This is a genomic window from Synechococcus sp. MIT S9507 (genome assembly GCF_047304715.1).
Classification (GTDB): domain Bacteria; phylum Cyanobacteriota; class Cyanobacteriia; order PCC-6307; family Cyanobiaceae; genus Synechococcus_C.
Genome location: NZ_CP138970.1, coordinates 2,144,530 through 2,164,255 on the forward strand (window position 1 = coordinate 2,144,530; position 19,726 = coordinate 2,164,255).

At 61.4% G+C, this 19,726-nt stretch carries 21 protein-coding genes; 11 read left to right on the forward strand and 10 right to left on the reverse strand.

The features are described 5' to 3' along the window. Positions 1-36: 36 nt before the first annotated feature. The 6 genes from SIB83_RS11370 to sppA form a co-directional block, all read right to left on the reverse strand. Positions 37-459, reverse strand: a complete 423-nt coding sequence (locus SIB83_RS11370) for a PH domain-containing protein (RefSeq protein ID WP_413405914.1) — start codon at positions 457-459, stop codon at positions 37-39. Continuing rightward, positions 456-857 (reverse strand): ribonuclease P protein component, encoded by a 402-nt coding sequence (locus tag SIB83_RS11375; RefSeq protein ID WP_413745882.1) that lies wholly within the window; start codon positions 855-857, stop codon positions 456-458. Before SIB83_RS11375 ends, SIB83_RS11370 begins: the two co-directional genes overlap by 4 nt. Positions 858-875: 18 nt before the next feature. Next, positions 876-1,013 (reverse strand): 50S ribosomal protein L34, encoded by a 138-nt coding sequence (gene rpmH, locus SIB83_RS11380; protein ID WP_074159280.1) that lies wholly within the window; start codon positions 1,011-1,013, stop codon positions 876-878. Positions 1,014-1,066: 53 nt separating this feature from the next. Then, positions 1,067-1,654, reverse strand: coding sequence for a DUF2808 domain-containing protein (locus SIB83_RS11385; protein ID WP_413745883.1), 588 nt, complete (start codon positions 1,652-1,654; stop codon positions 1,067-1,069). A 99-nt stretch (positions 1,655-1,753) separates the two neighbouring features. Next, on the reverse strand, positions 1,754-2,134 hold the full coding sequence (gene aroH, locus SIB83_RS11390; RefSeq protein WP_413405918.1) for a chorismate mutase: 381 nt from the start codon (positions 2,132-2,134) through the stop codon (positions 1,754-1,756). Continuing rightward, complete coding sequence (sppA, locus tag SIB83_RS11395; protein ID WP_413405920.1) at positions 2,131-2,943, reverse strand: signal peptide peptidase SppA; 813 nt, start codon at positions 2,941-2,943, stop codon at positions 2,131-2,133. The genes aroH and sppA overlap by 4 nt, the downstream gene beginning before the upstream one ends. Before the next feature lie 53 nt (positions 2,944-2,996). On the opposite strand from sppA, the gene SIB83_RS11400 reads away from it, so the two are divergent. The 3 genes from SIB83_RS11400 to SIB83_RS11410 are packed head-to-tail and all read left to right on the forward strand — an operon-like array spanning position 2,997 to position 6,915. Beyond that, positions 2,997-3,959: a DMT family transporter gene (locus SIB83_RS11400; RefSeq protein ID WP_413745884.1), complete on the forward strand. Its 963-nt coding sequence runs from the start codon at positions 2,997-2,999 to the stop codon at positions 3,957-3,959. After that, complete coding sequence (locus SIB83_RS11405) at positions 3,956-5,059, forward strand: glycosyltransferase family 4 protein (RefSeq protein WP_413747364.1); 1,104 nt, start codon at positions 3,956-3,958, stop codon at positions 5,057-5,059. Before SIB83_RS11400 ends, SIB83_RS11405 begins: the two co-directional genes overlap by 4 nt. Beyond that, complete coding sequence (locus tag SIB83_RS11410; protein ID WP_413745885.1) at positions 5,059-6,915, forward strand: ArnT family glycosyltransferase; 1,857 nt, start codon at positions 5,059-5,061, stop codon at positions 6,913-6,915. The genes SIB83_RS11405 and SIB83_RS11410 overlap by 1 nt, the downstream gene beginning before the upstream one ends. On the opposite strand, the gene SIB83_RS11415 is transcribed toward SIB83_RS11410, so the two are convergent. Continuing rightward, positions 6,909-7,454 (reverse strand): DUF721 domain-containing protein, encoded by a 546-nt coding sequence (locus SIB83_RS11415; RefSeq protein ID WP_413745886.1) that lies wholly within the window; start codon positions 7,452-7,454, stop codon positions 6,909-6,911. The genes SIB83_RS11410 and SIB83_RS11415 overlap by 7 nt on opposite strands. A 79-nt stretch (positions 7,455-7,533) precedes the next feature. On the opposite strand from SIB83_RS11415, the gene SIB83_RS11420 reads away from it, so the two are divergent. From SIB83_RS11420 to SIB83_RS11435, 4 genes are read left to right on the forward strand one after another with little or no spacing between them, the layout of a single operon-like run. Then, positions 7,534-8,313, forward strand: a complete 780-nt coding sequence (locus tag SIB83_RS11420; RefSeq protein ID WP_413405928.1) for a PspA/IM30 family protein — start codon at positions 7,534-7,536, stop codon at positions 8,311-8,313. Positions 8,314-8,356: 43 nt separating this feature from the next. Next, entirely contained in the window at positions 8,357-9,550 is a 1,194-nt protein-coding gene (locus SIB83_RS11425; protein ID WP_413406313.1) for an aminotransferase class I/II-fold pyridoxal phosphate-dependent enzyme, read from the forward strand. After that, positions 9,547-10,323 (forward strand): biotin--[acetyl-CoA-carboxylase] ligase, encoded by a 777-nt coding sequence (locus SIB83_RS11430; RefSeq protein ID WP_413405931.1) that lies wholly within the window; start codon positions 9,547-9,549, stop codon positions 10,321-10,323. The genes SIB83_RS11425 and SIB83_RS11430 overlap by 4 nt, the downstream gene beginning before the upstream one ends. A 30-nt stretch (positions 10,324-10,353) precedes the next feature. Next, positions 10,354-11,421 carry a peptidoglycan DD-metalloendopeptidase family protein gene (locus SIB83_RS11435; protein ID WP_413745887.1) on the forward strand — a complete coding sequence of 356 codons (1,068 nt, stop codon included), beginning with the start codon at positions 10,354-10,356 and terminating at the stop codon, positions 11,419-11,421. On the opposite strand, the gene SIB83_RS11440 is transcribed toward SIB83_RS11435, so the two are convergent. From SIB83_RS11440 to SIB83_RS11450, 3 genes are read right to left on the reverse strand one after another with little or no spacing between them, the layout of a single operon-like run. Then, the gene (locus tag SIB83_RS11440; protein WP_413745888.1) at positions 11,416-12,156 is read right to left on the reverse strand and encodes a response regulator transcription factor; all 741 of its coding nucleotides are present in this window, start codon (positions 12,154-12,156) and stop codon (positions 11,416-11,418) included. The genes SIB83_RS11435 and SIB83_RS11440 overlap by 6 nt on opposite strands. 39 nt (positions 12,157-12,195) lie before the next feature. Further along, complete coding sequence (locus tag SIB83_RS11445; protein ID WP_413745889.1) at positions 12,196-12,942, reverse strand: ABC transporter ATP-binding protein; 747 nt, start codon at positions 12,940-12,942, stop codon at positions 12,196-12,198. Next, positions 12,917-14,488, reverse strand: coding sequence for an NAD(P)H-quinone oxidoreductase subunit N (locus SIB83_RS11450; protein ID WP_413745890.1), 1,572 nt, complete (start codon positions 14,486-14,488; stop codon positions 12,917-12,919). The genes SIB83_RS11445 and SIB83_RS11450 overlap by 26 nt, the downstream gene beginning before the upstream one ends. Before the next feature lie 127 nt (positions 14,489-14,615). On the opposite strand from SIB83_RS11450, the gene topA reads away from it, so the two are divergent. The 4 genes from topA to SIB83_RS11470 are packed head-to-tail and all read left to right on the forward strand — an operon-like array spanning position 14,616 to position 19,720. Further along, entirely contained in the window at positions 14,616-17,318 is a 2,703-nt protein-coding gene (gene topA / locus SIB83_RS11455; RefSeq protein WP_413745891.1) for a type I DNA topoisomerase, read from the forward strand. Further along, entirely contained in the window at positions 17,318-17,902 is a 585-nt protein-coding gene (locus tag SIB83_RS11460; protein WP_413745892.1) for a hypothetical protein, read from the forward strand. Before topA ends, SIB83_RS11460 begins: the two co-directional genes overlap by 1 nt. Beyond that, positions 17,902-18,546, forward strand: a complete 645-nt coding sequence (locus tag SIB83_RS11465) for a DUF2232 domain-containing protein (protein ID WP_413405944.1) — start codon at positions 17,902-17,904, stop codon at positions 18,544-18,546. Before SIB83_RS11460 ends, SIB83_RS11465 begins: the two co-directional genes overlap by 1 nt. Continuing rightward, positions 18,518-19,720, forward strand: coding sequence for a nicotinate-nucleotide--dimethylbenzimidazole phosphoribosyltransferase (locus tag SIB83_RS11470; protein ID WP_413745893.1), 1,203 nt, complete (start codon positions 18,518-18,520; stop codon positions 19,718-19,720). Before SIB83_RS11465 ends, SIB83_RS11470 begins: the two co-directional genes overlap by 29 nt. Positions 19,721-19,726 lie beyond the last annotated feature (6 nt).

Genomic DNA, 19,726 nt, shown 5'->3' on the forward strand with positions numbered 1-19,726 from the left:
GCAACAGCGTCGATGCCGTTGCGCGACTGTGCAGGATCAGGCAGCAAAGCCTTTGTTAGGAATGCTCTCACTGCTGGAACCGGCGGATTCGCTCCTGCCTGAGATGCGTTCCTGGATGTAGGCCTCAACCTCCCGGAAGCGAGGCATTGAACGAAGCTCAAGTCGTGAGCCATCCGTGAGCACGAGCACCATGTCGCCCCAGGCGCCAAAGCCGCGGGGAACACAGCGCACCTCACGGATCTGGCTGTAGACCACCTGGCTGCGGTCCTTGCCCATCCAGCCACCACTCACGGACACTCGCCGGCTGGTGATGCGGAATCGCAGCCAGAGAGCCCGCACGATGGCGCCCACCGTGAATGGCAGAGCGATCAGGGTGAAACCCAGAAGGATGTTGAAGATGAGATCACCCTTCGCAGGACCTCCTTCGTAAAAAATGTCTTCCTTGATGGAGCTGGTCATGGCTTCAGGCCCGCCTGTTCGAGCAATCTGTCGCATTCTTCCAGCAAGCCGTGATCCTCTGTGGCCGCTCCGGGCTTCAAACTGATCAGAAGCCAGACAGAGGCATGTTCCGGAGCATGTCCAAATCTTGCGCGCAGATGATCATGCAGGCGTCGCCGCAATCGATTCCTGATCACGGCGCGCTTGCTGACCTTGCTGCTGATCACCACAGCCACCCTGCAGGTCGGCGATGCGAATGGGACATTCGACTGACGCGCAGCTGTCTGACGGCGGAGCAGGCCATGGCTGGCAGAAGCCCTGCGCAGCACCATCAGGGTGCCGTGAAAGCGCTTGCCTCTCCGGTGCAGGTGATCAAAGCAGCGATGGCCACGCAGACGCATGGATGCCGGCAGGACCATCGCTGGAACATGCGGGAATCAAACGGACAGGCGTGAACGGCCGCGCTTGCGGCGGCTACGGATCACGCGACGACCAGTGTGTGTCCGCATGCGCACTCTGAAACCTGAAACACGTCTGCGCTTACGGCTTGTGCCTCCAAGAGTTCGCTTCGTCATGGGTTTTTTACGGCGTCCGGCCTTTCGTCAAGGAGGGACTTTATCAGTCAGGGTCAGTCGATATCCACAAGCCAGCTGCCGAGGTAGCCGGACACAGGAACGTCCCCCGGGGCCTGCGCAAGAGCATTGAACTGGAACATTCCGCCCTGGCTCGGGTTGAACACATTCATCACCACGGCATAGGTTCCGCCGGTCGGGATCGGAGTGTCGGGGAAGACCTCGATGGCTGTCTGTTTCTCGTTCACCTCGAAGACCGCAGGCAGCACTTCCTTGCACTTGCTTCTTGAGAGCATTCCTCCCATCGACATCCTGCAGAGTGTCAGTGCCTCTGGACGGATGCGAGCGTTGAAATAGCTGGGAACCGTGATGCTCAGCTTGAGGATCGCGGTTTTGCGATCTTTTTTGCGCAGCATGAAGAAGTATTCCGAACGCTCACGGCGGCGCTGACTGGACTGGACAAAGTAGAGCTTGCGATATCCAGTTCCTGAATCCCATCGGAATTCCAGCAGGGAAGGGGTGTTCTGAGCAACGGCATGGGGTGCAGAAAGGGGCAGCAGAGCCGCTCCGCCGAGGACACCGCAACCGATCAGAGCTGCCAGTCCTGCGCGGCGTCTGGAGGTGGGAGAACAATGTCGTTTCATCGTGTTTCGATAGCGGTCGGCGCGAATGCCGTAGTTCGTGAATGAATTGTCCTGAGAATCTTGCGAACGCAGGTGCTTCGGGGGTCGGCCCCTGATCTGTCAGTTGTGACCAGATCGGTCCGGGCGCAATCGTGATGCTCCCCGCAGGTAGGGATGGTGAAGCGACCTGTCGGAAGGAATCCAGGCGTGAGCCAGCAGACGGATACAACGGGCAAGATCCCCTTGGACGGCCATCTGCTGAACATCCAACAGGGCCACGTCTTCCCAGCCCGATCGGCGGCGTGCCGTCGCTGCTGGAAAGCTGGCATCCAGATCGGCGGTCACGGAGAACGTCACGGAGACCAGCTGGTCTGGATCGAGTGCGTTCATGTCCATCAGAACGTCCACCAGTTCGGCGACAGCCTCATGGATGGCGTGAGCGCTGTTTTCAGCACAGGTTGTGGCTCCGCGCAGGCCCCGCAGCAGCCGAGGTGCCGTCATGGTCTGTGCATCCAGAGGGGCTGGCCGCTCAGCTCCAGTTCCGTGGTCAGCAACTGATCGAGTCTCAGTAAGAGGCTTGATCCAGGAAGACCTTGCAGCAGGCGCTTGCGAGGTTTGCCCAGGGTCACCGGTCGGCAGCGCTCTTCATCAAGCTCGGCCAGACGGGCTGCCACCAACCGAGCCTGTTCCTCGTCTCCCAGCTCATCCACGAGCCCCAGGTCCTTGGCCTGCGCTCCACTGAACACACGCCCATCTGCGAAGGTTCGCACCGTGTCCCTGTCCAGACCACGGCCTTCGGCCACCGCTCCAACAAACTGGTCGTAACTGCTGTCGATCAGGCTCTGCAGCAGCTCACGCTCCTCAGGACTGAGAGCCCGGTCAGGGGACAGAATGTCCTTGAAGGCTCCGCTCTTGACCGTCTCGAATCGGACGCCGACCTTCGCCAGCAGCTCGGACAGGTTGTTGCCTCGCAGAATCACCCCGATCGAGCCGGTGATGGTGCCGGGATTGGCCACGATCGAATCGGCTGCCACGCCCACATAAACACCTCCGGACGCGGAGATGTTGCCGAAGCTGGCCACCACCTTGCAGCCTTTTTCGCGCAGACGCAGGAGGGCTGCATGGATCTCCTGGCTGTCGCCGACCGTTCCTCCCGGACTGTCGATGCGCAGCAGGAGTGCCGGGAACTCCCGTTCCTGCACGTCGCGAAGAGCCTTCAGCACCCTGCGTCGCGTCGAGCTGCTGATCGCCCCCTCAATCACGATGCGCGCCATGCGGCGTTTGGACTTACGGCGCCAAAGCCACCCCATGATCCTCTGTTCAACTCGCCGGATCTTAAAAAGGACCCTGTCTGCGTATTTCGATGTCGACGTTGCAGCGCTGGTTGCTGATGGTGCTGCCCTTCGCCCTGTGGGGCACCGCCATGGCGGCAATGGCCCCTCTGGTGCGTTCTGGCGGTGCTCCTCTGGTGGCCTGTCTGCGGCTGCTTCCGGCGGGCATCGTGCTGCTTGTCGCTGTTCCCTACCTCGGCAGACCACTGAAGATTGATTCGGCAGATCGCACTTGGTTCCTGCTGTTCATGCTCGTGGATGCGTTTCTTTTTCAGTTTTTTCTGGCCAAGGGCCTGCAGGGCACCGGTGCCGGGCTTGGATCGGTGCTGATCGACTCGCAGCCGCTGATCGTGGCTCTGCTGGCGCGCTGGCTGTTCGCGGAATCGATCAATCCGATCGGCTGGATCGGACTTGTGGTCGGACTCGCCGGGATTGTCTGTCTTGGGGTGCCCGCACCTCTTCTTCAGCACTGGTGGCTGCAGGCTGATCTGTCCGAGCTGCAGGCGGGCTGGCAGGAGGGGACTGGCTGGATGCTTCTGGCGGCGCTGGCGATGGCTCTGGGCACCGTGCTGTGCCGTTTCGCCTGTAAGAACAGTGATCCGGTGGCAGTGACCGGGTGGCACATGGTGCTGGGGGGATTGCCTCTCCTCGCCTGGCACGGGCTGGATCCCAGCACGGCGTTGATTCCTCCCTGGACAGCTTCAGAGTGGGTTCAGATGGCCTACGCCTCGTTGCTGGGCAGCGCTCTGGCCTATTCCATTTTTTTCTGGTTCGCCAACAGGGAAGACCTCACCGGTTTCAGCACACTCGGTTTCCTCACACCGGTGTTCGCGCTGGCCTCCGGAGGAGTGTTACTCGGGGAACGCCTCGACACCCTGCAATGGCTGGCGGTCTTGCTGGTGATGATGTCGGTGGTGCTGGTGAGCCAGAGACAGCGACTCTGGGAGCCCTGGCTTTCGGCCACTGTCAGCCCTTCCGGGGATCTCAACGCATGAGCGATCGTCCTCTGACCCTGGTGCTGGTGAGCACGCCCGTGGGACAGCTCGGCAGCGGCAGGGGTGGTGGTGTGGAACTCACGCTTGCGTCGCTGGTGCAGGGCCTGGTGCAGCGTGGTCTCCATCTGCATCTCGTTGCTCCCGATGGCTCCTGTTCACCGGTGCAGAGCGCACAGGTGACTCTCCATACGGTCCCAGGGGTGGATCAACCGAGTTGGCAACATGCCGAGCGGGATTCTCCGATGCGGATTCCCCAGGATGCTGTGCTGCCCCGGCTCTGGACTTGCGCGCTGGAGCTGGCCAGCGATGCCGATGCCCTGATCAATTTCGGATACGACTGGCTGCCGATGTGGCTTACGCCTCATGTTGAGAGCAGGATCTTTCATCTGGTGAGCATGGGATCCGTCTCCGCGGTGATGGATGGTGCGGTGGCTGATCTCGCGCGCTGGGATCAGCGCCGCCTCGCCTTTCACACCCGCCGTCAGGCCAGTGACTTCGATCTGGTCGAACCTCCTGAGGTGGTGGGAAACGGTTTTGATCTCTCCCGCTACGAGCTGAAGCTCGGAACGGATGGTCCCCTGGGCTGGGCCGGTCGGGTGGCTCCCGAAAAGGGGCTGGAGGATGCGGCAGCGGTTGCCGCCCGGCTGGGCGAGACGCTGAGGGTCTGGGGCCTCGTCGAAGACAATGCCTATGCGAGGCGTATCGAGAGTGCCGTTCCCGCTGGAACGATCGAATGGTGCGGCTTCAAGCCGACCAGCGAGCTGCAGAGAGAGCTCGGCGGTTGCAGGGCATTGCTCAACACGCCGAAGTGGAATGAGGCCTACGGCAATGTTGTGGTGGAGGCACTGGCCTGTGGGGTTCCGGTGATCGCCTACGACCGTGGAGGCCCAGGAGAGATCATCCAGAACGGCGAAACCGGCTGGCTGGTTCCCCCGGATGACCGCGATGCCCTCGAGCAGGCAACCCTGCGAGCGTCGTCGATCGACCGTCAGGCCTGTCGTGGCTGGGTGGAGCGCTGCGCCAGTCAGGAGGGACTCGCCGCACGGGTCGAGGCCTGGATCCGCAGGGGGCTGACTCCAGTGGATGGCACCATCTCCTGATGACAGCGGACTCATCAGACCCGATTGCTTCAGTTGTTCGTCCAACCGTTCGACAGCGACGGCGAGGAATGCTGCTCATCCTGGTGCTCGCCGTTGTGATCTTCTGCTGGCAGCTCGGAAACACGGGGCTCGTCGATGAAACGCCACCTTTGTTCGCGGCTTCAGGCCGTGCCATGGCGGAGACCGGCGACTGGCTCACACCACGGGTCAACGGGTTGCCTCGGTACGACAAACCACCACTGGTGTACTGGCTGATGGGTCTGGGCTATGCCCTGCCAGCAGGAACGGTCTGGGACCCGCTCGGCACCTGGGCCGCCCGTCTGCCCTCGGCTCTGGCTTCGGTGCTGACCATGCTCGCTCTCGGCGACACGCTGCTGCGCTTCCCGCTGCGGGGCGATTCACATCCCTGCCGGACGGCGATCGCCGCAGCGCTGGCTTTCGCGCTGTCCCCCCTGGTGCTGATCTGGAGCAGAACCGCTGTCAGTGATTCGCTGCTCACAGGAACGCTCGCTCTCAGCCTGCTGTGTCAGTGGCGCTGTTACGCCAGTGGATCGGGACGACGTTGGTGGCTGGCCTGGATCGTGCTGGCCTTTGCCGTGCTGACCAAAGGTCCTGTGGCGGTTGTGCTCACAGGGATCACCCTGGTGCTGTTCGCTGTGATTCGCAGAGATCTGGCAGGCCTCTGGCGTTCTCTGAGGCCTGTTCAGGGTCTGCTGATCACGGCTCTGATCAGTCTTCCCTGGTATGCAGCCGAATTGCTGGTGGAGGGACAGCCCTTCTGGGACAGTTTCTTCGGCTATCACAACCTTCAACGCCTCACCAGCGTTGTGAACGACCACCTTCAGCCCTGGTGGTTTTTTGGACCTGTGCTGGTGGTGGCGTCATTTCCATTCACCCCGCTGCTTCTTCTTGGTCTGGGGAGGGTGATCACTGATTTCGCAGGAGATGCTTCCTCGCGGCTCATGCCATCCGGAGAGAGCCTTGGCCAATTCGCCGGCTGCTGGTTGTTGGCCGTGTTCCTGTTGTTCACCGCAGCGGCGACCAAGTTGCCCAGCTACTGGCTTCCAGCCACTCCGGCTGCCGCCTTGCTGATCGCCTTGACAGCTCATCCCCCGTCGCTTCAGCGATGCAAGTGGCCCTTGATTGCCTGGTGTTCGACCGCTCTTTGCACAGCGATCCTGGCGGCGGGGCTGCTGGCCTCGCCCCTCTGGATCCCTTTGATTCAGGATCCGGAGATGCCCACACTGCCGGCTGAGCTGATGGCCAGTGGGCTGGTGATCAGGGCGGCCGCGTGTTTCATTCTCGCCGTCGTGCTTGGGACCTGGAGTTTTTGGCGCCCTGTGTCCGGACGACTGCTGATCTGGCAGGGACCGATGGTGCTGTTTCAGATCATTGCCCTTGTGCCGATGATCCAGCTTGGAGATCGAGTCCGGCAGCTACCGGTCCGGCAGCTCGCCAAGCAGGTTGTTGAACGGCGTCGTCCAGGGGAGCCACTGGCGATGATCGGCGTGTTGAAACCTTCGCTTCACTTCTACACAAACCAGGTGGTGGTCTATGAAGGCCAGTCGAGGGCAGCTCTCGCCAATCTCGCTGATCGCCTCAGTCATGAGCAGCGACAAGGCTTCAAGGGCTTGCCTCGCACGGAGGTCGGCGCATCGCCCTCCGTGCTGGTCGTGATCAACCGGGGGACGGCAGCAAGACAGCACTGGCAGGGTCTCAATCCGCAGAAACTGGGGAGCGCTGGGATCTACGAGTTGTGGCGGCTGGATCGATCCCGACTTGACCAGCGTGCATCGGATCTGCTCGATGACGGCGTCTCTCTCACCTGGAAGAAGCCACGGCCAGAGCGTTACTGAATCCGATCATCCTGCGCCGACAACTCGCTCAGCTGGATGCGACGGCAGAAGCTGCAATGCCCCCACTGCGCCATCTCTCCGAGGGGCGACGGCGTTCCGCAACGCGGGCATGCATCGATGCCGTGCACATCGATGCGACTGGGGTGTCGCTTCCAGTCTTCGAGCGGGTCTCCTGCCGGTGAGCGCCCTGCTGGATGGTGTTGCTGAATCCGCAGATCACGAACAGGGTGGTCGGCTGCACGGATGGCAGCGAGCAGCTGAGGCTTGCTGTAAAGCAGGGCCTGTCGCCACTGCGGGTGGCTGGCTCCAACGATCAGCGTCCCGCTCCTGAGCGCCAGCGGCTGACAATGGCTGGAGAGCGGATCGCCTGCCAGTTTCGGCCAGTCCTGCCAAAGAGCTGCCAGTGACCCCTCTCGTCGCCATTGGTTTTTGAGTGCTTCCAGGCAGCCGCTGATTGGCTGAACGGGTGCCGGTTCCGGTGGCATCAGCAGCTCACCGTTCCCAAAGCGGCGGCGCTGAGATTTCGGGGCCCGAACCATGCCAATTGCCGATTTGGTTTGACCTTAGGCAAGAGCCATTGATTTGCTGGCTACCCTCAAATCGCTACCGCCCCGATCCATGGGTTTCTTCGACCGGCTCAGCCGACTGCTGCGCGCCAACGTCAACGATCTCGTGAGCAAGGCCGAGGATCCCGTGAAGATTCTCGACCAGTCCGTGGCGGACATGCAGGAGGATCTGGTCAAGCTGCGCCAGGCGGTCGCCTTGGCGATCGCCAGTCAGAAGCGTCTTCGCAATCAGGCCGAGCAAGCGGAAACCCAGGCGCGCACCTGGTATGAACGCGCGGAGCTCGCTCTCAAGAAGAACGAAGAGGACCTGGCCCGGGAAGCCCTCACCCGGCGAAAAACATTTCAGGAGACCTCAGCAACCCTGGCCAAGCAGGTGCAGGGTCAGGACGCTCAGGTGGAGACCCTGAAGAAGAGTCTTGTGGCACTCGAGGGCAAAATCGCCGAGGCCCGAACCAAGAAGGACATGCTCAAAGCCAGGGCCCAGGCGGCCAAGGCCCAGGAGCAGCTTCAGAGTGCCGTTGGGAACATGGGCAGCAATTCCGCCATGGCTGCCTTTGAGCGCATGGAGGACAAGGTTCAGGCGATGGAAGCCAGCAGCCAGGCCGCGGCTGAGCTGGCAGGCGCTGATCTGGAGAGCCAGTTCGCCGCTCTCGAAGGCGGCAGTGATGTGGATGATGATCTCGCTGCTCTTCGACAGCAACTGGCCGGTGGACCAGAAGCCGTTGCGCTCCCAGCAGCTGATCAAGGCAAATCCGAAGCCGTGCAGCCTGTGAATGTGTCTGAGGTTGACAACGATCTCGAGGAGCTCCGCCGATCCATCGACAAGATCTGATCACTCAGGATTGATCAGCAGTTCTCAATCGCCGATGTCCAGGATGATCACCTCTGATCGCCTCGCAAGGCTCGGCAGCGGAGTCTTTGATCGCAATGACCGGCGTAAATCGGCCTACGCCTCAAGCGAACGTCAGAACCATCAGCCTCTGATCGATCTGTCACTGGGATCCACTGATCTGTCGCCACCAGTGGCTGCCGTGGAAGCCATGGCCGAGGTGCTTCAGCATCCCTCCAGCGCGTCCTACTGCCTGCATGCAGGCACGCAACCGTTCAGGAATGCTGCTGCCGCTTGGTGTCAGCAACGATTCGGCATCCAGGTGGATGCCGAGACCGAGGTGCTTCTGCTGGTGGGATCGCAGGAAGGGACAGCCCATCTGCCTCTTGCGATTCTTGATCCCGGGGACTCCGCTCTGATCCTTGATCCCTCCTACCCCTCCCACCGGGGTGGACTTGAACTGGCCGATGCTCACATTCATACCCTTCCGTTGACTGCTGAACGGGACTGGGCTCCGGATTTTGATGTGCTCTCCTCTGATCAGTGGCAGCAGTTGCGTCTGATGGTGCTCGGGTTTCCTCATAACCCCACCGCCTGCACTGGAGAGCAGGCCTGGCTTGATGAGGCGATGGACCTTTCGGTCCAACACGATCTGGTGCTGGCCCATGACAACCCCTACGTGGATCTTGCACTGGAGGGTGATGCCCCGTCACTGTTGCGCTGCCCCCAGTGGCGTGAGCGGGGAATCGAATTCTTTTCCCTGTCCAAGGGGTGGTGTCTCGGGGGGTTCCGACTGGCGTTTGCGGTGGGTGCAGCTCCGTTGATCCATGCACTGCGCCAGCTGAAAGGTGTCGTTGATTTCAATCAGTGTCAGGCCCTTCAGAAGGGCGCGATTGTGGCGCTGGATCAACATGCCGATTGGCCTTCACGTCTCCTGCCCGTCTACCGCCAGCGTCGCGACCGCATGCGGCAGGCCCTGACTGCTCTCGGCTGGGACGTTCCCGAGCCATCCATGGCTCTCTACCTCTGGATGCCCGTTCCCGGATGGGCGGCCGACAGGGGCTGGAGCGATGAACAGCTTGCCGCTGAGTTGCTGGAGCACTGCGGTGTGGCACTGACCCCTGGTTCCGGCTTCGGCGATTCGGGCAGTGGCTGGTTGCGTCTGGCTCTTGTCCGCCCGGTCGAGGACCTTGAGAATGCCGTGACTCGCCTCCATCCCTGGTGGGATCGGCACCATTGAAGTTCGCGCATGTCGGCCGGGGGCGGTTGCTGCATGATCTCCGCCGTCATGGGCACCAGTCCTGGCGGCTGAAGAAGCTGGTTGTCTGTGCAAGCACCGAGACCGAGCTGTCTCAGTGGCTGCTGCAAAGGCCCTGGCGTGGCCACCAGTCTCGCGCTCGCGCTGTGCTGGCTGACCACCAGACCCAGGGTCATGGCCAGTACGGACGTCGTTGGATATCACCCGTCGGAGGCGTCTGGCTGAGTGCGGCCCTGCCCTGGCCCCAGCACGACTGCTCGACGGGGTTGTTCGGTCTCACCGTGGCTCTCGCCCTGGCGGAGCAGCTGGAGTCCAGCGGCCTTCAGGTGGCCATCAAATGGCCCAATGATCTGATGGTTGATTCACGCAAGCTGGCCGGCGTGCTTCCCACCCTGATCTTCCGAGGACGTCGTGTCCGCCTCGCCCGGATCGGGATTGGACTCAATGTGAACAATCCGGTGCCCCCCGGCGCGATCTCCCTGCGCCAGTGCCTTCCTTCGGGGCGATGCAGGCTGAGGGTCTGGCAAGGCGCTGTGCTTCGGGCACTGGATCGTGCCTGTGAGTTGGCGCTCATGCCCAGCACGGTGGTCGCTGAGGCCGAACAGCGCCTCTGGACTGCATCGGTACCCGATCCCGGCACAGGAGAGGCCTGGCGAGTGCAAGGCCTCGGGATCGACGGACGCCTGCTCCTGGAGCAGGGGGCCCGGAGGACCAGCTGGACGCGTTGGACGGACAGTCCTGATCAGGATCTCTAAAGTCTCGCCTGATGAGACCGTTTTGATCCGTTGGTTCTGCGTTGGCTTGCTGCATCGGTTCTGCTGTCCATTCCTGCCCCGCAGGCCCCGCTGGATCCTTCCGCGCTCGAACCGCAGCCGCCGCTGGCCCCATCTGCGCTCAAGCCGCAGGCCCCGCTGCCTCCCTCCGAGCTCAAGCCGCAGGCACCACTGGCACCTTCAGAGCTCAAGCCGCAGGCGCCGCTCACCTTTGACCGTTCGCTGGAGTCTCTGGAGAGAAACCGTGTCATCACTCCGCGGGAACGTCGTCAGCTTGAAACCGGCGAACAGGCCAGGCCTGTGGATGTTCCGGTGTTTCAGCAGGCCTGTCAGAGCGGTGCGCTCTCGCAGCAGGAATGCAGCAGTGGAGTGGCAGTGCGCCGGCGTGGGTCCCGTCTACGACCGCGCGTTGTCCTGAAAGGCCGTGATGAAACGCTCACGGGGTTATCCCGCCGCGGTGCTGACGGCACACCGCTACCTCCGATCTCAGTGCCGGTGAAGGCCCTGCTTGCAGGTTCCTCCTCTGCGTTTCGTCTGGAGAAGGTGTTTGCAGTGTCGCCCCGCCCCGCCTCGGTCGCCGGCAACGGAGACCGCAGGCTGCTGTTTCCAGTCATGGGTTCAGCGATCACCACGAGTGAGTTCGGCTGGCGGATTCATCCGATCATCGGCAGATGGCTGATGCATGCAGGCAAGGACTTCGCTGCCCCGGAGGGGACTCCCGTTGTTGCTGCTCTTTCAGGAACAGTCCTGAGCAGTGGTCTTGCGGGTGGTTACGGCATCGCTGTGGAGCTGGATCATGATCAGCCCAAACGCCGGACCCTCTATGGACATCTTTCAGAGATCTACGTCAAGTCCGGCCAGAAAGTCCGCCAGGGGGAGGTGATCGGTCGCGTCGGAAGCACAGGTCTCAGCACCGGACCTCATCTTCACTTTGAACTGCGCAGGCCCCAGGCCGGTGGCTGGGTGGCAGTCGATCCAGGGGATATGGATCTCAATCCACTCACTGCTTCCGGTGCAGATGCCGTATCGCTGCTGGTGGGACAGCTGATGACCAGCCTTGAGCGTTCCAAGGACTCATGATGTCTGCTCCTGACGCTCCTCCCGCAGGATGAAACCGACTCCTCTCACGGTGTGGATCAAAGCAGGTCGGTCAGTCGATTCGACCTTCTGGCGCAGATAACGGATGTAGACATCGAGAAGATTGTCATCGCCGTAGAAGTTCTCGCCCCAGACTCCGCGCATGATCTCGGCGCGCTCGAGCACTTTCCCCTGACCCCGCATCAGGAAGTTGAGCAACTCATATTCCTTCACAGACAGCTGAATCATCTGGCCTGAGCGACTCACATCCCTGGTGCTGGTGTTCATCACCAGGTCTCCAACCTGGAGCATTTCAGGATGCTGTCCTTCGCCAGTCGCAGCGGAGAAGGTGCTGGCACGTCTCTGCATGGCCCGCAGACGTGCCATCAATTCCTCGATCGAAAAGGGTTTGACCAGGTAGTCATCCACACCGGCATCAAGGGCCGTCACCCGATCAGCAACATCGTCGTGACCGGTGAGCATCAGGATTGGTGTGGTGATGGAGCTGCTGCGGATTCGCTGGCAGATATCCACACCACTGAAATCGGGAAGATTCCAGTCCAGAACGATCAGGTCCGGGGATGGCTCAGTGCGTGCCTGGATCAGGCCAGCGGCCCCATCGGCGGCCACATCCACCTCATACCCCTCGACCTCCAGTTCCATCTTCAGGAGCTCCGTGAGGCGTGCCTCGTCATCCACGAGCAGGAGCCTGGTCTTCGGAGTAGCTGAGGAGACCATGCAATCCAGTGCACCCTTCATTCAGCCTAATCGGCCTGCTCAGGTCGGTCGGGACTGCTGAGCATGTCCATCCCAGCGTTCAACACGGCCGTCACGGAAATGTGCCACTCGTTCAGCACGGGCAGCCACATCGTCTTCATGGGTCACCAGCACCAGAGTGATCCCCTGGTCGTGGAGGGCATCGAACAGATTGAGCACGTCGTCTGTCGTGCGTGAATCGAGTGCGCCGGTTGGTTCATCAGCCAGGAGAAGTGCAGGCTGGTTGATGATGGCTCTTGCGATGGCGACTCTCTGCTGCTGACCTCCTGAAAGCTGATTCGGCTTGTTCTGCATTCTTTCCCCAAGACCCACTCGATCCAGCGCTTCTCTCGCCTTGTCCCGCCTCTGCTGGGGAGAGAGGCCTGCATAGATCATCGGCAGCATCACATTTTCAAGAGCTGTCGCGTGGGGCAAAAGATGGAATTGCTGAAACACGAACCCCAATTGCTGATTGCGCAGATCCGCCAGCGCATCGTCATCAAGATCCTCAACCGCATTCCCATTCAGGTGATAAGAGCCGTTGCTGGGTCGGTCGAGGCAGCCAAGAATGTTCATCGCTGTGCTTTTGCCCGAGCCGCTTGCACCCATCACGGCAAGGTAATCGCCTTTACGAACAGTCAGATCCAGTTGATCGAGTGCCCTGACCAGACCCGCACCGGTTCCGTAGACCTTGTCGACTCCGCGCAGCTCCGCGACGGCGGAGCGTTCACCTTTCGCACCCTCAGCCAAGGGTGGCTCCGGAGGCATCGGCGATGGCCTGCTGCAGGATCGGGGTCCCAGCCACCGCGTCGCTGGCCCATTGGAAGAGGGGGTTGGAGAGAATGCCACCAACCGCTGTAACGACCACGCAGGTCACCAGAGCCACCCGCAGTGGCGGCAGCCCCAGAGTGTTCCACTGGATCGGTGGATAGGCCTTCACCGCATCGGAGGCTTCCTGTGGCTCCTTGACCACCATCATCTTGATCACGCCGATGTAGTAGTAGATCGACACCACCGAGGTGATCAGTCCGACCACAACAAGCAGGTACTGGTGATCAGCCCAGCCAGCGAAGAAGAGATAGATCTTCCCGAAGAACCCGAGCATCGGTGGGATGCCTCCGAGCGACAGCAGGCAGAGACTGAGCCCGAGTGTGATCAGGGGATCCTTCTGGTAGAGACCGGCGTAATCGGAGATGCGATCACTGCCGGTGCGAATGGAGAACAGGATGATGCAGGCAAAGGCCCCCAGATTCATGAACAGGTAGGCGGCCATGTACAGGACCATGGCTGCGAAACCGTCTTCAGTACCGCAGACCAGACCGATCATCACGAAACCGGCCTGACCGATGGAGCTGTAGGCCAGCATCCGTTTCATCGAGGTCTGGGCGAGCGCAACGACGTTGCCGAGGCTCATGCTGAGCACCGCCAGCACGGTGAACAGCAGTTTCCACTGCGTGTCGAAGCTGCCGAAACAGCCGACCAGAATCCGCAGGGCCAACGCAAAGCCGGCGGCCTTCGAACCGACTGAAAGAAAGGCGACCACCGGAGTCGGAGATCCTTCGTAGACATCCGGTGTCCACTGGTGGAAGGGAACTGCGGCGATCTTGAAGGCCACGGTTGCCAGAACGAACACCAGCGCGAGAGCGGCGAGGGGAGTGGGACTGGTCAGCAGTGACTGTCCGATCGCTTCCAGGCTGGTGGAGCCGCTGAGTCCATAGAGGAGCGAGGAGCCATAGAGAAAGACTGCAGCTGCAGCGGAGCCCACAAGCAGATATTTCAGAGCGGCTTCCGAACTGCGCGCATCCCGTTTCATGTAGCCCGAGAGCAGATAACTCGCGACTGAAAGGGTTTCCAGAGAGACAAAGATGCTCACCAGATCGGTTGCACCGCAGAGAAGCATGCCTCCAAGTGTTGCTGCCAGAAGAATCGCAGCGTATTCACCCACAGGGGTTCCACCCTGTTCGGCGTACCTCCAGCTGATCAGCAGGGACAACAGCGTTGAACAGGCCACCACGGCTCTGAAGGCAATCGCCAGGTGATCGGAAAGAAATGCGCCGAGGAAGGAGGGCTCAAGCGGAGCGTTCCACTGCAATGCGAGCAGCAACAGGGCTGTGCCCAGGCCCGCGTAACAGATGGGAGGAACCCAGCGCACAGCGACTTTTTCGCCGGCCAGATCCACCAGAAGGGTGGCCAGCATCGCCAGCAGTACCGCGCCTTCCGGGGCGATGGCACCGGCGTTCAGGGCCAGATTGAGCAAATCACCCGGCGCTGCCAGTGGCTGGGTGTCGAGGAGCAAGGCACCCATCTCGGGCATGGCGCGCGCAGGGCGGAGCGGTTCGGGCGACTGTAGCCGCGCTTCCGTTCATCCTTGTGGCATCCACCGTATTCGCTGCAATCGGAGCGGCGGTGCGATAAAGAAGGGAACGGTTATCTGCCCTCCTTTGGCGCACACCCTGGTCATCGTTGAGAGCCCCACCAAGGCCCGCACCATCCGTGGATTCCTTCCCAAGGACTTCCGGGTGGAGGCGTCCATGGGGCATGTGCGTGATCTCCCCAACAACGCCAGTGAGATTCCAGCGGCGCAAAAAGGCCAGAAATGGGCCAACCTCGGCGTCAACACCGAGTCGGATTTCGAGCCCCTCTATGTGGTGCCGAAGGACAAGAAAAAAACGGTGAAGGAGCTGAAGGACGCTCTTAAAGGTGCGGATCAGCTTCTGCTGGCGACTGATGAAGACCGGGAAGGCGAAAGCATCAGCTGGCACTTGCTGCAGCTGCTTGCGCCAAAGGTTCCGGTGAAAAGAATGGTGTTCCATGAGATCACCAAGGAGGCGATAGGGCGCGCTCTCGACCAGACCCGTGAGTTGGATATGGAACTGGTCCATGCCCAGGAAACACGGCGCATCCTTGATCGTCTGGTTGGATACACCCTCTCGCCTTTGCTGTGGAAGAAGGTGGCCTGGGGGCTGTCAGCGGGTCGCGTTCAGTCCGTGGCGGTCCGGCTGCTGGTGCAACGGGAACGCGCCCGTCGGGCATTCCGCAGCGGCAGCTACTGGGATCTCAAGGCCAGTCTTGAACAGAGCGGCAGTGGTTTCGACGCCAAGCTCACCCATCTTGCGGGGCAGCGCATTGCCACCGGCAATGATTTTGATGAAAACACAGGAGAGCTCAAGGCGGGCAGCAAGGTCCGCCTTCTCAGCGAAAGTGATGCCCAGGCACTCTCCGAAATGGTCAAGTCAGTGGCCTGGAGTGTCACCTCCGTGGAGGAAAAACCCACGGTGCGACGGCCTGTTCCACCATTCACAACCAGCACACTTCAGCAGGAGTCAAACCGCAAGCTTCGTCTCTCCGCGAGAGAAACAATGCGCTGCGCGCAGGGTCTCTATGAGCGCGGTTTCATCACCTACATGCGCACCGATTCGGTGCATCTCTCCGATCAGGCGATCAGCGCAGCCCGCAGCTGTGTGGAATCGCGATACGGCAAGGAGTATCTGAGCAAGGGGGCCAGGCAGTTCAGCACCAAGGCTCGAAACGCACAGGAGGCTCACGAAGCGATTCGTCCTGCCGGCGAGAGTTTTCGTGCGCCCCAGGAGACCGGTCTTGATGGCCGGGACCTCGCCCTGTACGAACTGATCTGGAAGCGCACCGTCGCGAGTCAGATGGCAGAAGCCCGGCTCACCATGCTGTCCATCGATCTGAGCGCTGCTGATGCAGTGTTCCGAGCCAATGGAAAGCGCATTGATTTTCCCGGTTTCTTCCGTGCCTATGTGGAGGGCAGTGATGATCCTGATGCGGCCCTGGAAGGCCAGGAAGTGTTGTTGCCCGGCCTCAAGCAGGGGGATTCTCCCAGCCTGAAAGATGTTGAGGCGCTCGGCCACCAAACCCAGCCTCCGGCTCGGTTTTCGGAAGCTTCTCTGGTCAAGATGCTCGAGAAGGAGGGGATCGGCAGGCCCTCCACCTATGCCTCGATCATCGGAACGATCGTGGATCGCGGCTATGCCGCGCTCCAGAACAATTCACTCACGCCAAGTTTCACCGCTTTCGCGGTCACAGCGTTGCTTGAAGAGCACTTCCCTGATCTTGTGGACACCTCCTTCACCGCAAGGATGGAGAACACCCTTGATGAGATCTCTCACGGCAAGGTGCAGTGGCTTCCCTATCTCGAGAGCTTCTACAAGGGCAATGAGGGACTGGAGTCTCAGGTGCATCTGCGGGAGGGTGATATCGACCCCGGCGCATCGCGCACGATCGATCTTGAGGGACTTCCCTGTGTGGTCAGGATCGGTCGCTTCGGTGCCTATCTCGAAGCGAAACGTGTCGGAGACGACGGTGAGGAGGAGTTGATCAAGGCCACCCTGCCTCGCGAGATCACTCCTGCTGATCTCGACCATGATCAGGCAGAGCTCATCCTCAAGCAGAAGGCTGATGGGCCTGAGGCTTTGGGTGAGGATCCGGAAACCGGCGATCTCGTTTATCTGCTGTTCGGTCAATACGGGCCCTATGTGCAGCGCGGGCAGGTGAGCGATGAGAACCCCAAGCCCAAGCGCGCGTCGCTCCCCAAGGGGGTGAAGCCTGAGGATCTCAGCCTCGACGACGCTCTTGGACTGCTGCGATTGCCCAGACTGCTTGGAGAACACCCTGACGGTGGCAGGGTCCAGGCAGGCCTGGGTCGTTTCGGCCCCTATGTGGTCTGGGACAAGGGAAAGAGCGAAAAGGATTACCGCTCGCTGAAGGGTGAGGACGATGTTCTTGCCGTTGGGCTTTCCCGTGCGCTTGAGCTGCTGGCCATGCCCAAACGTGGCAGAGGTGGTCGCACGGCACTCAAGGATCTCGGCAAGCCGGAAGGCAGTGACGAGACCGTGCAGGTCTACGACGGCCCCTACGGCCTGTATGTCAAGCAGGGCAAGATCAATGCCTCTCTTCCCGAAGGCAAGGGAGCGGATGACATCACCCTTGAGCAGGCGGTGGAGCTGCTGGAGGCCAAGGCAGCCACCAAGAAGGGTGGCCGCAAGGCTTCCAGCACCAAGAAACCTGCTGCAAAAAAAGCCGCAGCCAAGAAGCCTGCGGCGAAGAAACCTCCCGCCACAACGAAGTCAGGCCGTCTGCGTGCCAGTGCCGTTCGTGTGATTCGCCCGGCCGACTCCTGATGAGCACCAGGCTGTTTGTCCTGTCGCTTGTGCCTTTGATGCTGCTGCAGGCCTGTGACGGCACGACCTTCGGCCAGCGGTTGTCTGAAAGCTTTGATGCTCAGTCAGGCACTCAGACAGGGGCTCAGTCCGAGGCGGCCAGCAAAACTTTCAGCCAGCCAGATCAAGATGACGCCGGATCAGGCGGCAGGGATGTTGCTGACAAGAACACACAGCCGGCCAGTTCGATCAACAGCGATCAGGCGGGAACGAAAGACAAGGCGGGGATCAATCAAAACGAGAAGTCAACTGAGGACTCTCGCCAAGAGCGACCGGAGCTGTCCTCCACCAAGGGCAATGGCATGGATCGCGCCACCGCCACCGATGCCAATTCCGATTCCGCTGCGACGAAGGCTGCTCCTGAGCGCACATTGCCCTATCGCATCATGATTCGCCTCTCCGCAGCTGATCCAGCTGCTCCCGCTGAGGGAGTCACGGAAGCTCTGCGGCGTGCTGGTATTGGTTTTGAGGTGGAGACCATCGAAAAGCTGCCCGTGCGCGACCTGAATCAGTCGTCCAACCCCGCGCCGAAGCCTGCCTCCTGATGCGACCTGCTCTCAGCCATCGCCAGGCGTTGCGAATGATGGAATCCTCGTATCTGGCGGCTGCGGCTGCATTGATCTGGCTTGCTCTGTATTACCTACCGGTTGGTGGAGCGCTGTTCCGCCTGGCCCTGCCCCTGCCACTTGCCCTGCTGGCGGTCCGGCGAGGTGCCCGAGCGGGGGTCGAGGGTCTGGCGGTAGCGATTCTTCTGCTCATCGCCTTGATGGGTCCCGTCCGCGGACCCCTGATGTTGTTTCCCTACGGACTGCTCTCCGTCTGGCTCGGCTGGTGCTGGGTCCACCGCTGCAGCTGGTGGCTGAGCTGGGGGATTGGCCTGCTGATCGGTGCTGCCGGTTTCCTCGTGCGGGTTGTTGCTCTTTCGCTGTTGGTGGGTGAAAACCTCTGGGTGGTCATCACCCGCGCCGGTGCGGGACTACTCGACAGGTTGCTGGAACTGCTGCAGTTGCCACTCGCCCCAGATCTGCTGCTGGTTCAGTCGATGGCTCTCGCTCTCGTGCTCATCCAGCAGCTGGTGTACGTCCTCGCTCTCCACGCCCTGGCCTACTGGATTTTCCCCCGACTTCAGGCCCCCGTTCCTGACCCTCCCCCGCTGCTGCATGGACTGGTCGCCCTCGACCCCCTCTGACCTTCCGGTTGGTGTGCGTCGTCTCACAGGGTCGGCCACTACGGCTGACGCAAGCCGGTTTACAGCCATCTGGTCTGAGTTCGCCAAGCCTTTGCCGGACCTGCTTCTGGTTCTTGCGTCGACAAGGACAGCCGAGCAACAGGGAATCTCCGCCGCTGGGTGTACGCCAGAAGCTCGCCGCACAACGGCTCTGGCCGATGCGGAACTGCTGCTGACGGGGCCATCAGTACCGCCATGCTGGTCACTGCCACCTCTTCCGGCTGGCGTCTCACCCGCCCTGATCAGCTGGGTGGTCTGCCAGCAGCTTGGTCTCGATCCGCAGGTCGCTGCTCTCGGCCTGCCCGTTCCGCCTCACTTCCCCCATCTCCGCTTTGAAGATCCATGTGCCGGCCCCTCGGAGTGCGTCTCCAGCGGCTGTGCCATGCAGCTCGAACGGGTGCAGCAACTGGTGCATCGCGGTCGTCGTCTCGGGCGAGGACTGCGACGGCCGCTGGTGCTGGCGGAATCTGTTCCAGGCGGGACCACCACAGCCCTGGCTGTCCTGACAGGGCTGGGACTGCCTGTTCAGGCACTGGTCAGTGGCAGTGCCCTGCATCCACCCATGGCGCTCAAGCAGCGGCTGGTCAGCGAGGGGCTGTCTCGGCTTCCCTGCCGCCGTCACCTCGACGCACAGGCATTGCTTGCAGCAGTGGGTGATCCCTTTCAGGCCCTCTCCACAGGCATCTTGATCGGGGTGCTCGAGGCTGATCAGCCCGTTCTGCTGGCCGGTGGCAGTCAGATGGCTGCGGTGCTTGCATTGGCTCTTCATGCTCTTACAGCGGACCGTCGTCAGCAGCTCTGCGATCGGGTTCTGATCGGCACAACTGCATGGCTTGCCGCGGAACGGCTGCAGGCTGCAACGCCTGCCTCTTCCCTGGTGACGCTGCTCAGCAATCTGGAGCAGCATTACTCGGTCTCACTGCAGGCCTATGCCGCTGGTCTGCGCTTCTCCTCCAGTCGTCATTCCCGTCTGCGCGACTTCGAGCAGGGCCATGTGAAGGAAGGAGTAGGGGCTGGTGGACTGGCCCTGCTGGCTCAATGGCGAGGTGTTTCCGTCGACACACTGGTGCACTCCTGTGACCGGGCCTTCGATCAGTTGCTGGCGACAGACGACAAGGACACTGTCGCCCCGTAGGTTCGG

What these genes read in the sequence shown, in the direction of transcription:
- SIB83_RS11370 (WP_413405914.1), bottom strand. Translation starts at nt 459, where the DNA reads ATGACCAGCTCCATCAAGGAAGACATTTTTTACGAAGGAGGTCCTGCG.
- SIB83_RS11375 (WP_413745882.1), bottom strand. Translation starts at nt 857, where the DNA reads ATGGTCCTGCCGGCATCCATGCGTCTGCGTGGCCATCGCTGCTTTGAT.
- rpmH (WP_074159280.1), bottom strand. Translation starts at nt 1,013, where the DNA reads ATGACGAAGCGAACTCTTGGAGGCACAAGCCGTAAGCGCAGACGTGTT.
- SIB83_RS11385 (WP_413745883.1), bottom strand. Translation starts at nt 1,654, where the DNA reads ATGAAACGACATTGTTCTCCCACCTCCAGACGCCGCGCAGGACTGGCA.
- aroH (WP_413405918.1), bottom strand. Translation starts at nt 2,134, where the DNA reads ATGACGGCACCTCGGCTGCTGCGGGGCCTGCGCGGAGCCACAACCTGT.
- sppA (WP_413405920.1), bottom strand. Translation starts at nt 2,943, where the DNA reads ATGGGGTGGCTTTGGCGCCGTAAGTCCAAACGCCGCATGGCGCGCATC.
- SIB83_RS11400 (WP_413745884.1), top strand. Translation starts at nt 2,997, where the DNA reads ATGTCGACGTTGCAGCGCTGGTTGCTGATGGTGCTGCCCTTCGCCCTG.
- SIB83_RS11405 (WP_413747364.1), top strand. Translation starts at nt 3,956, where the DNA reads ATGAGCGATCGTCCTCTGACCCTGGTGCTGGTGAGCACGCCCGTGGGA.
- SIB83_RS11410 (WP_413745885.1), top strand. Translation starts at nt 5,059, where the DNA reads ATGACAGCGGACTCATCAGACCCGATTGCTTCAGTTGTTCGTCCAACC.
- SIB83_RS11415 (WP_413745886.1), bottom strand. Translation starts at nt 7,454, where the DNA reads ATGGTTCGGGCCCCGAAATCTCAGCGCCGCCGCTTTGGGAACGGTGAG.
- SIB83_RS11420 (WP_413405928.1), top strand. Translation starts at nt 7,534, where the DNA reads ATGGGTTTCTTCGACCGGCTCAGCCGACTGCTGCGCGCCAACGTCAAC.
- SIB83_RS11425 (WP_413406313.1), top strand. Translation starts at nt 8,357, where the DNA reads ATGATCACCTCTGATCGCCTCGCAAGGCTCGGCAGCGGAGTCTTTGAT.
- SIB83_RS11440 (WP_413745888.1), bottom strand. Translation starts at nt 12,156, where the DNA reads ATGGTCTCCTCAGCTACTCCGAAGACCAGGCTCCTGCTCGTGGATGAC.
- SIB83_RS11445 (WP_413745889.1), bottom strand. Translation starts at nt 12,942, where the DNA reads ATGCCTCCGGAGCCACCCTTGGCTGAGGGTGCGAAAGGTGAACGCTCC.
- SIB83_RS11450 (WP_413745890.1), bottom strand. Translation starts at nt 14,488, where the DNA reads ATGCCCGAGATGGGTGCCTTGCTCCTCGACACCCAGCCACTGGCAGCG.
- SIB83_RS11460 (WP_413745892.1), top strand. Translation starts at nt 17,318, where the DNA reads ATGAGCACCAGGCTGTTTGTCCTGTCGCTTGTGCCTTTGATGCTGCTG.
- SIB83_RS11465 (WP_413405944.1), top strand. Translation starts at nt 17,902, where the DNA reads ATGCGACCTGCTCTCAGCCATCGCCAGGCGTTGCGAATGATGGAATCC.
- SIB83_RS11470 (WP_413745893.1), top strand. Translation starts at nt 18,518, where the DNA reads ATGGACTGGTCGCCCTCGACCCCCTCTGACCTTCCGGTTGGTGTGCGT.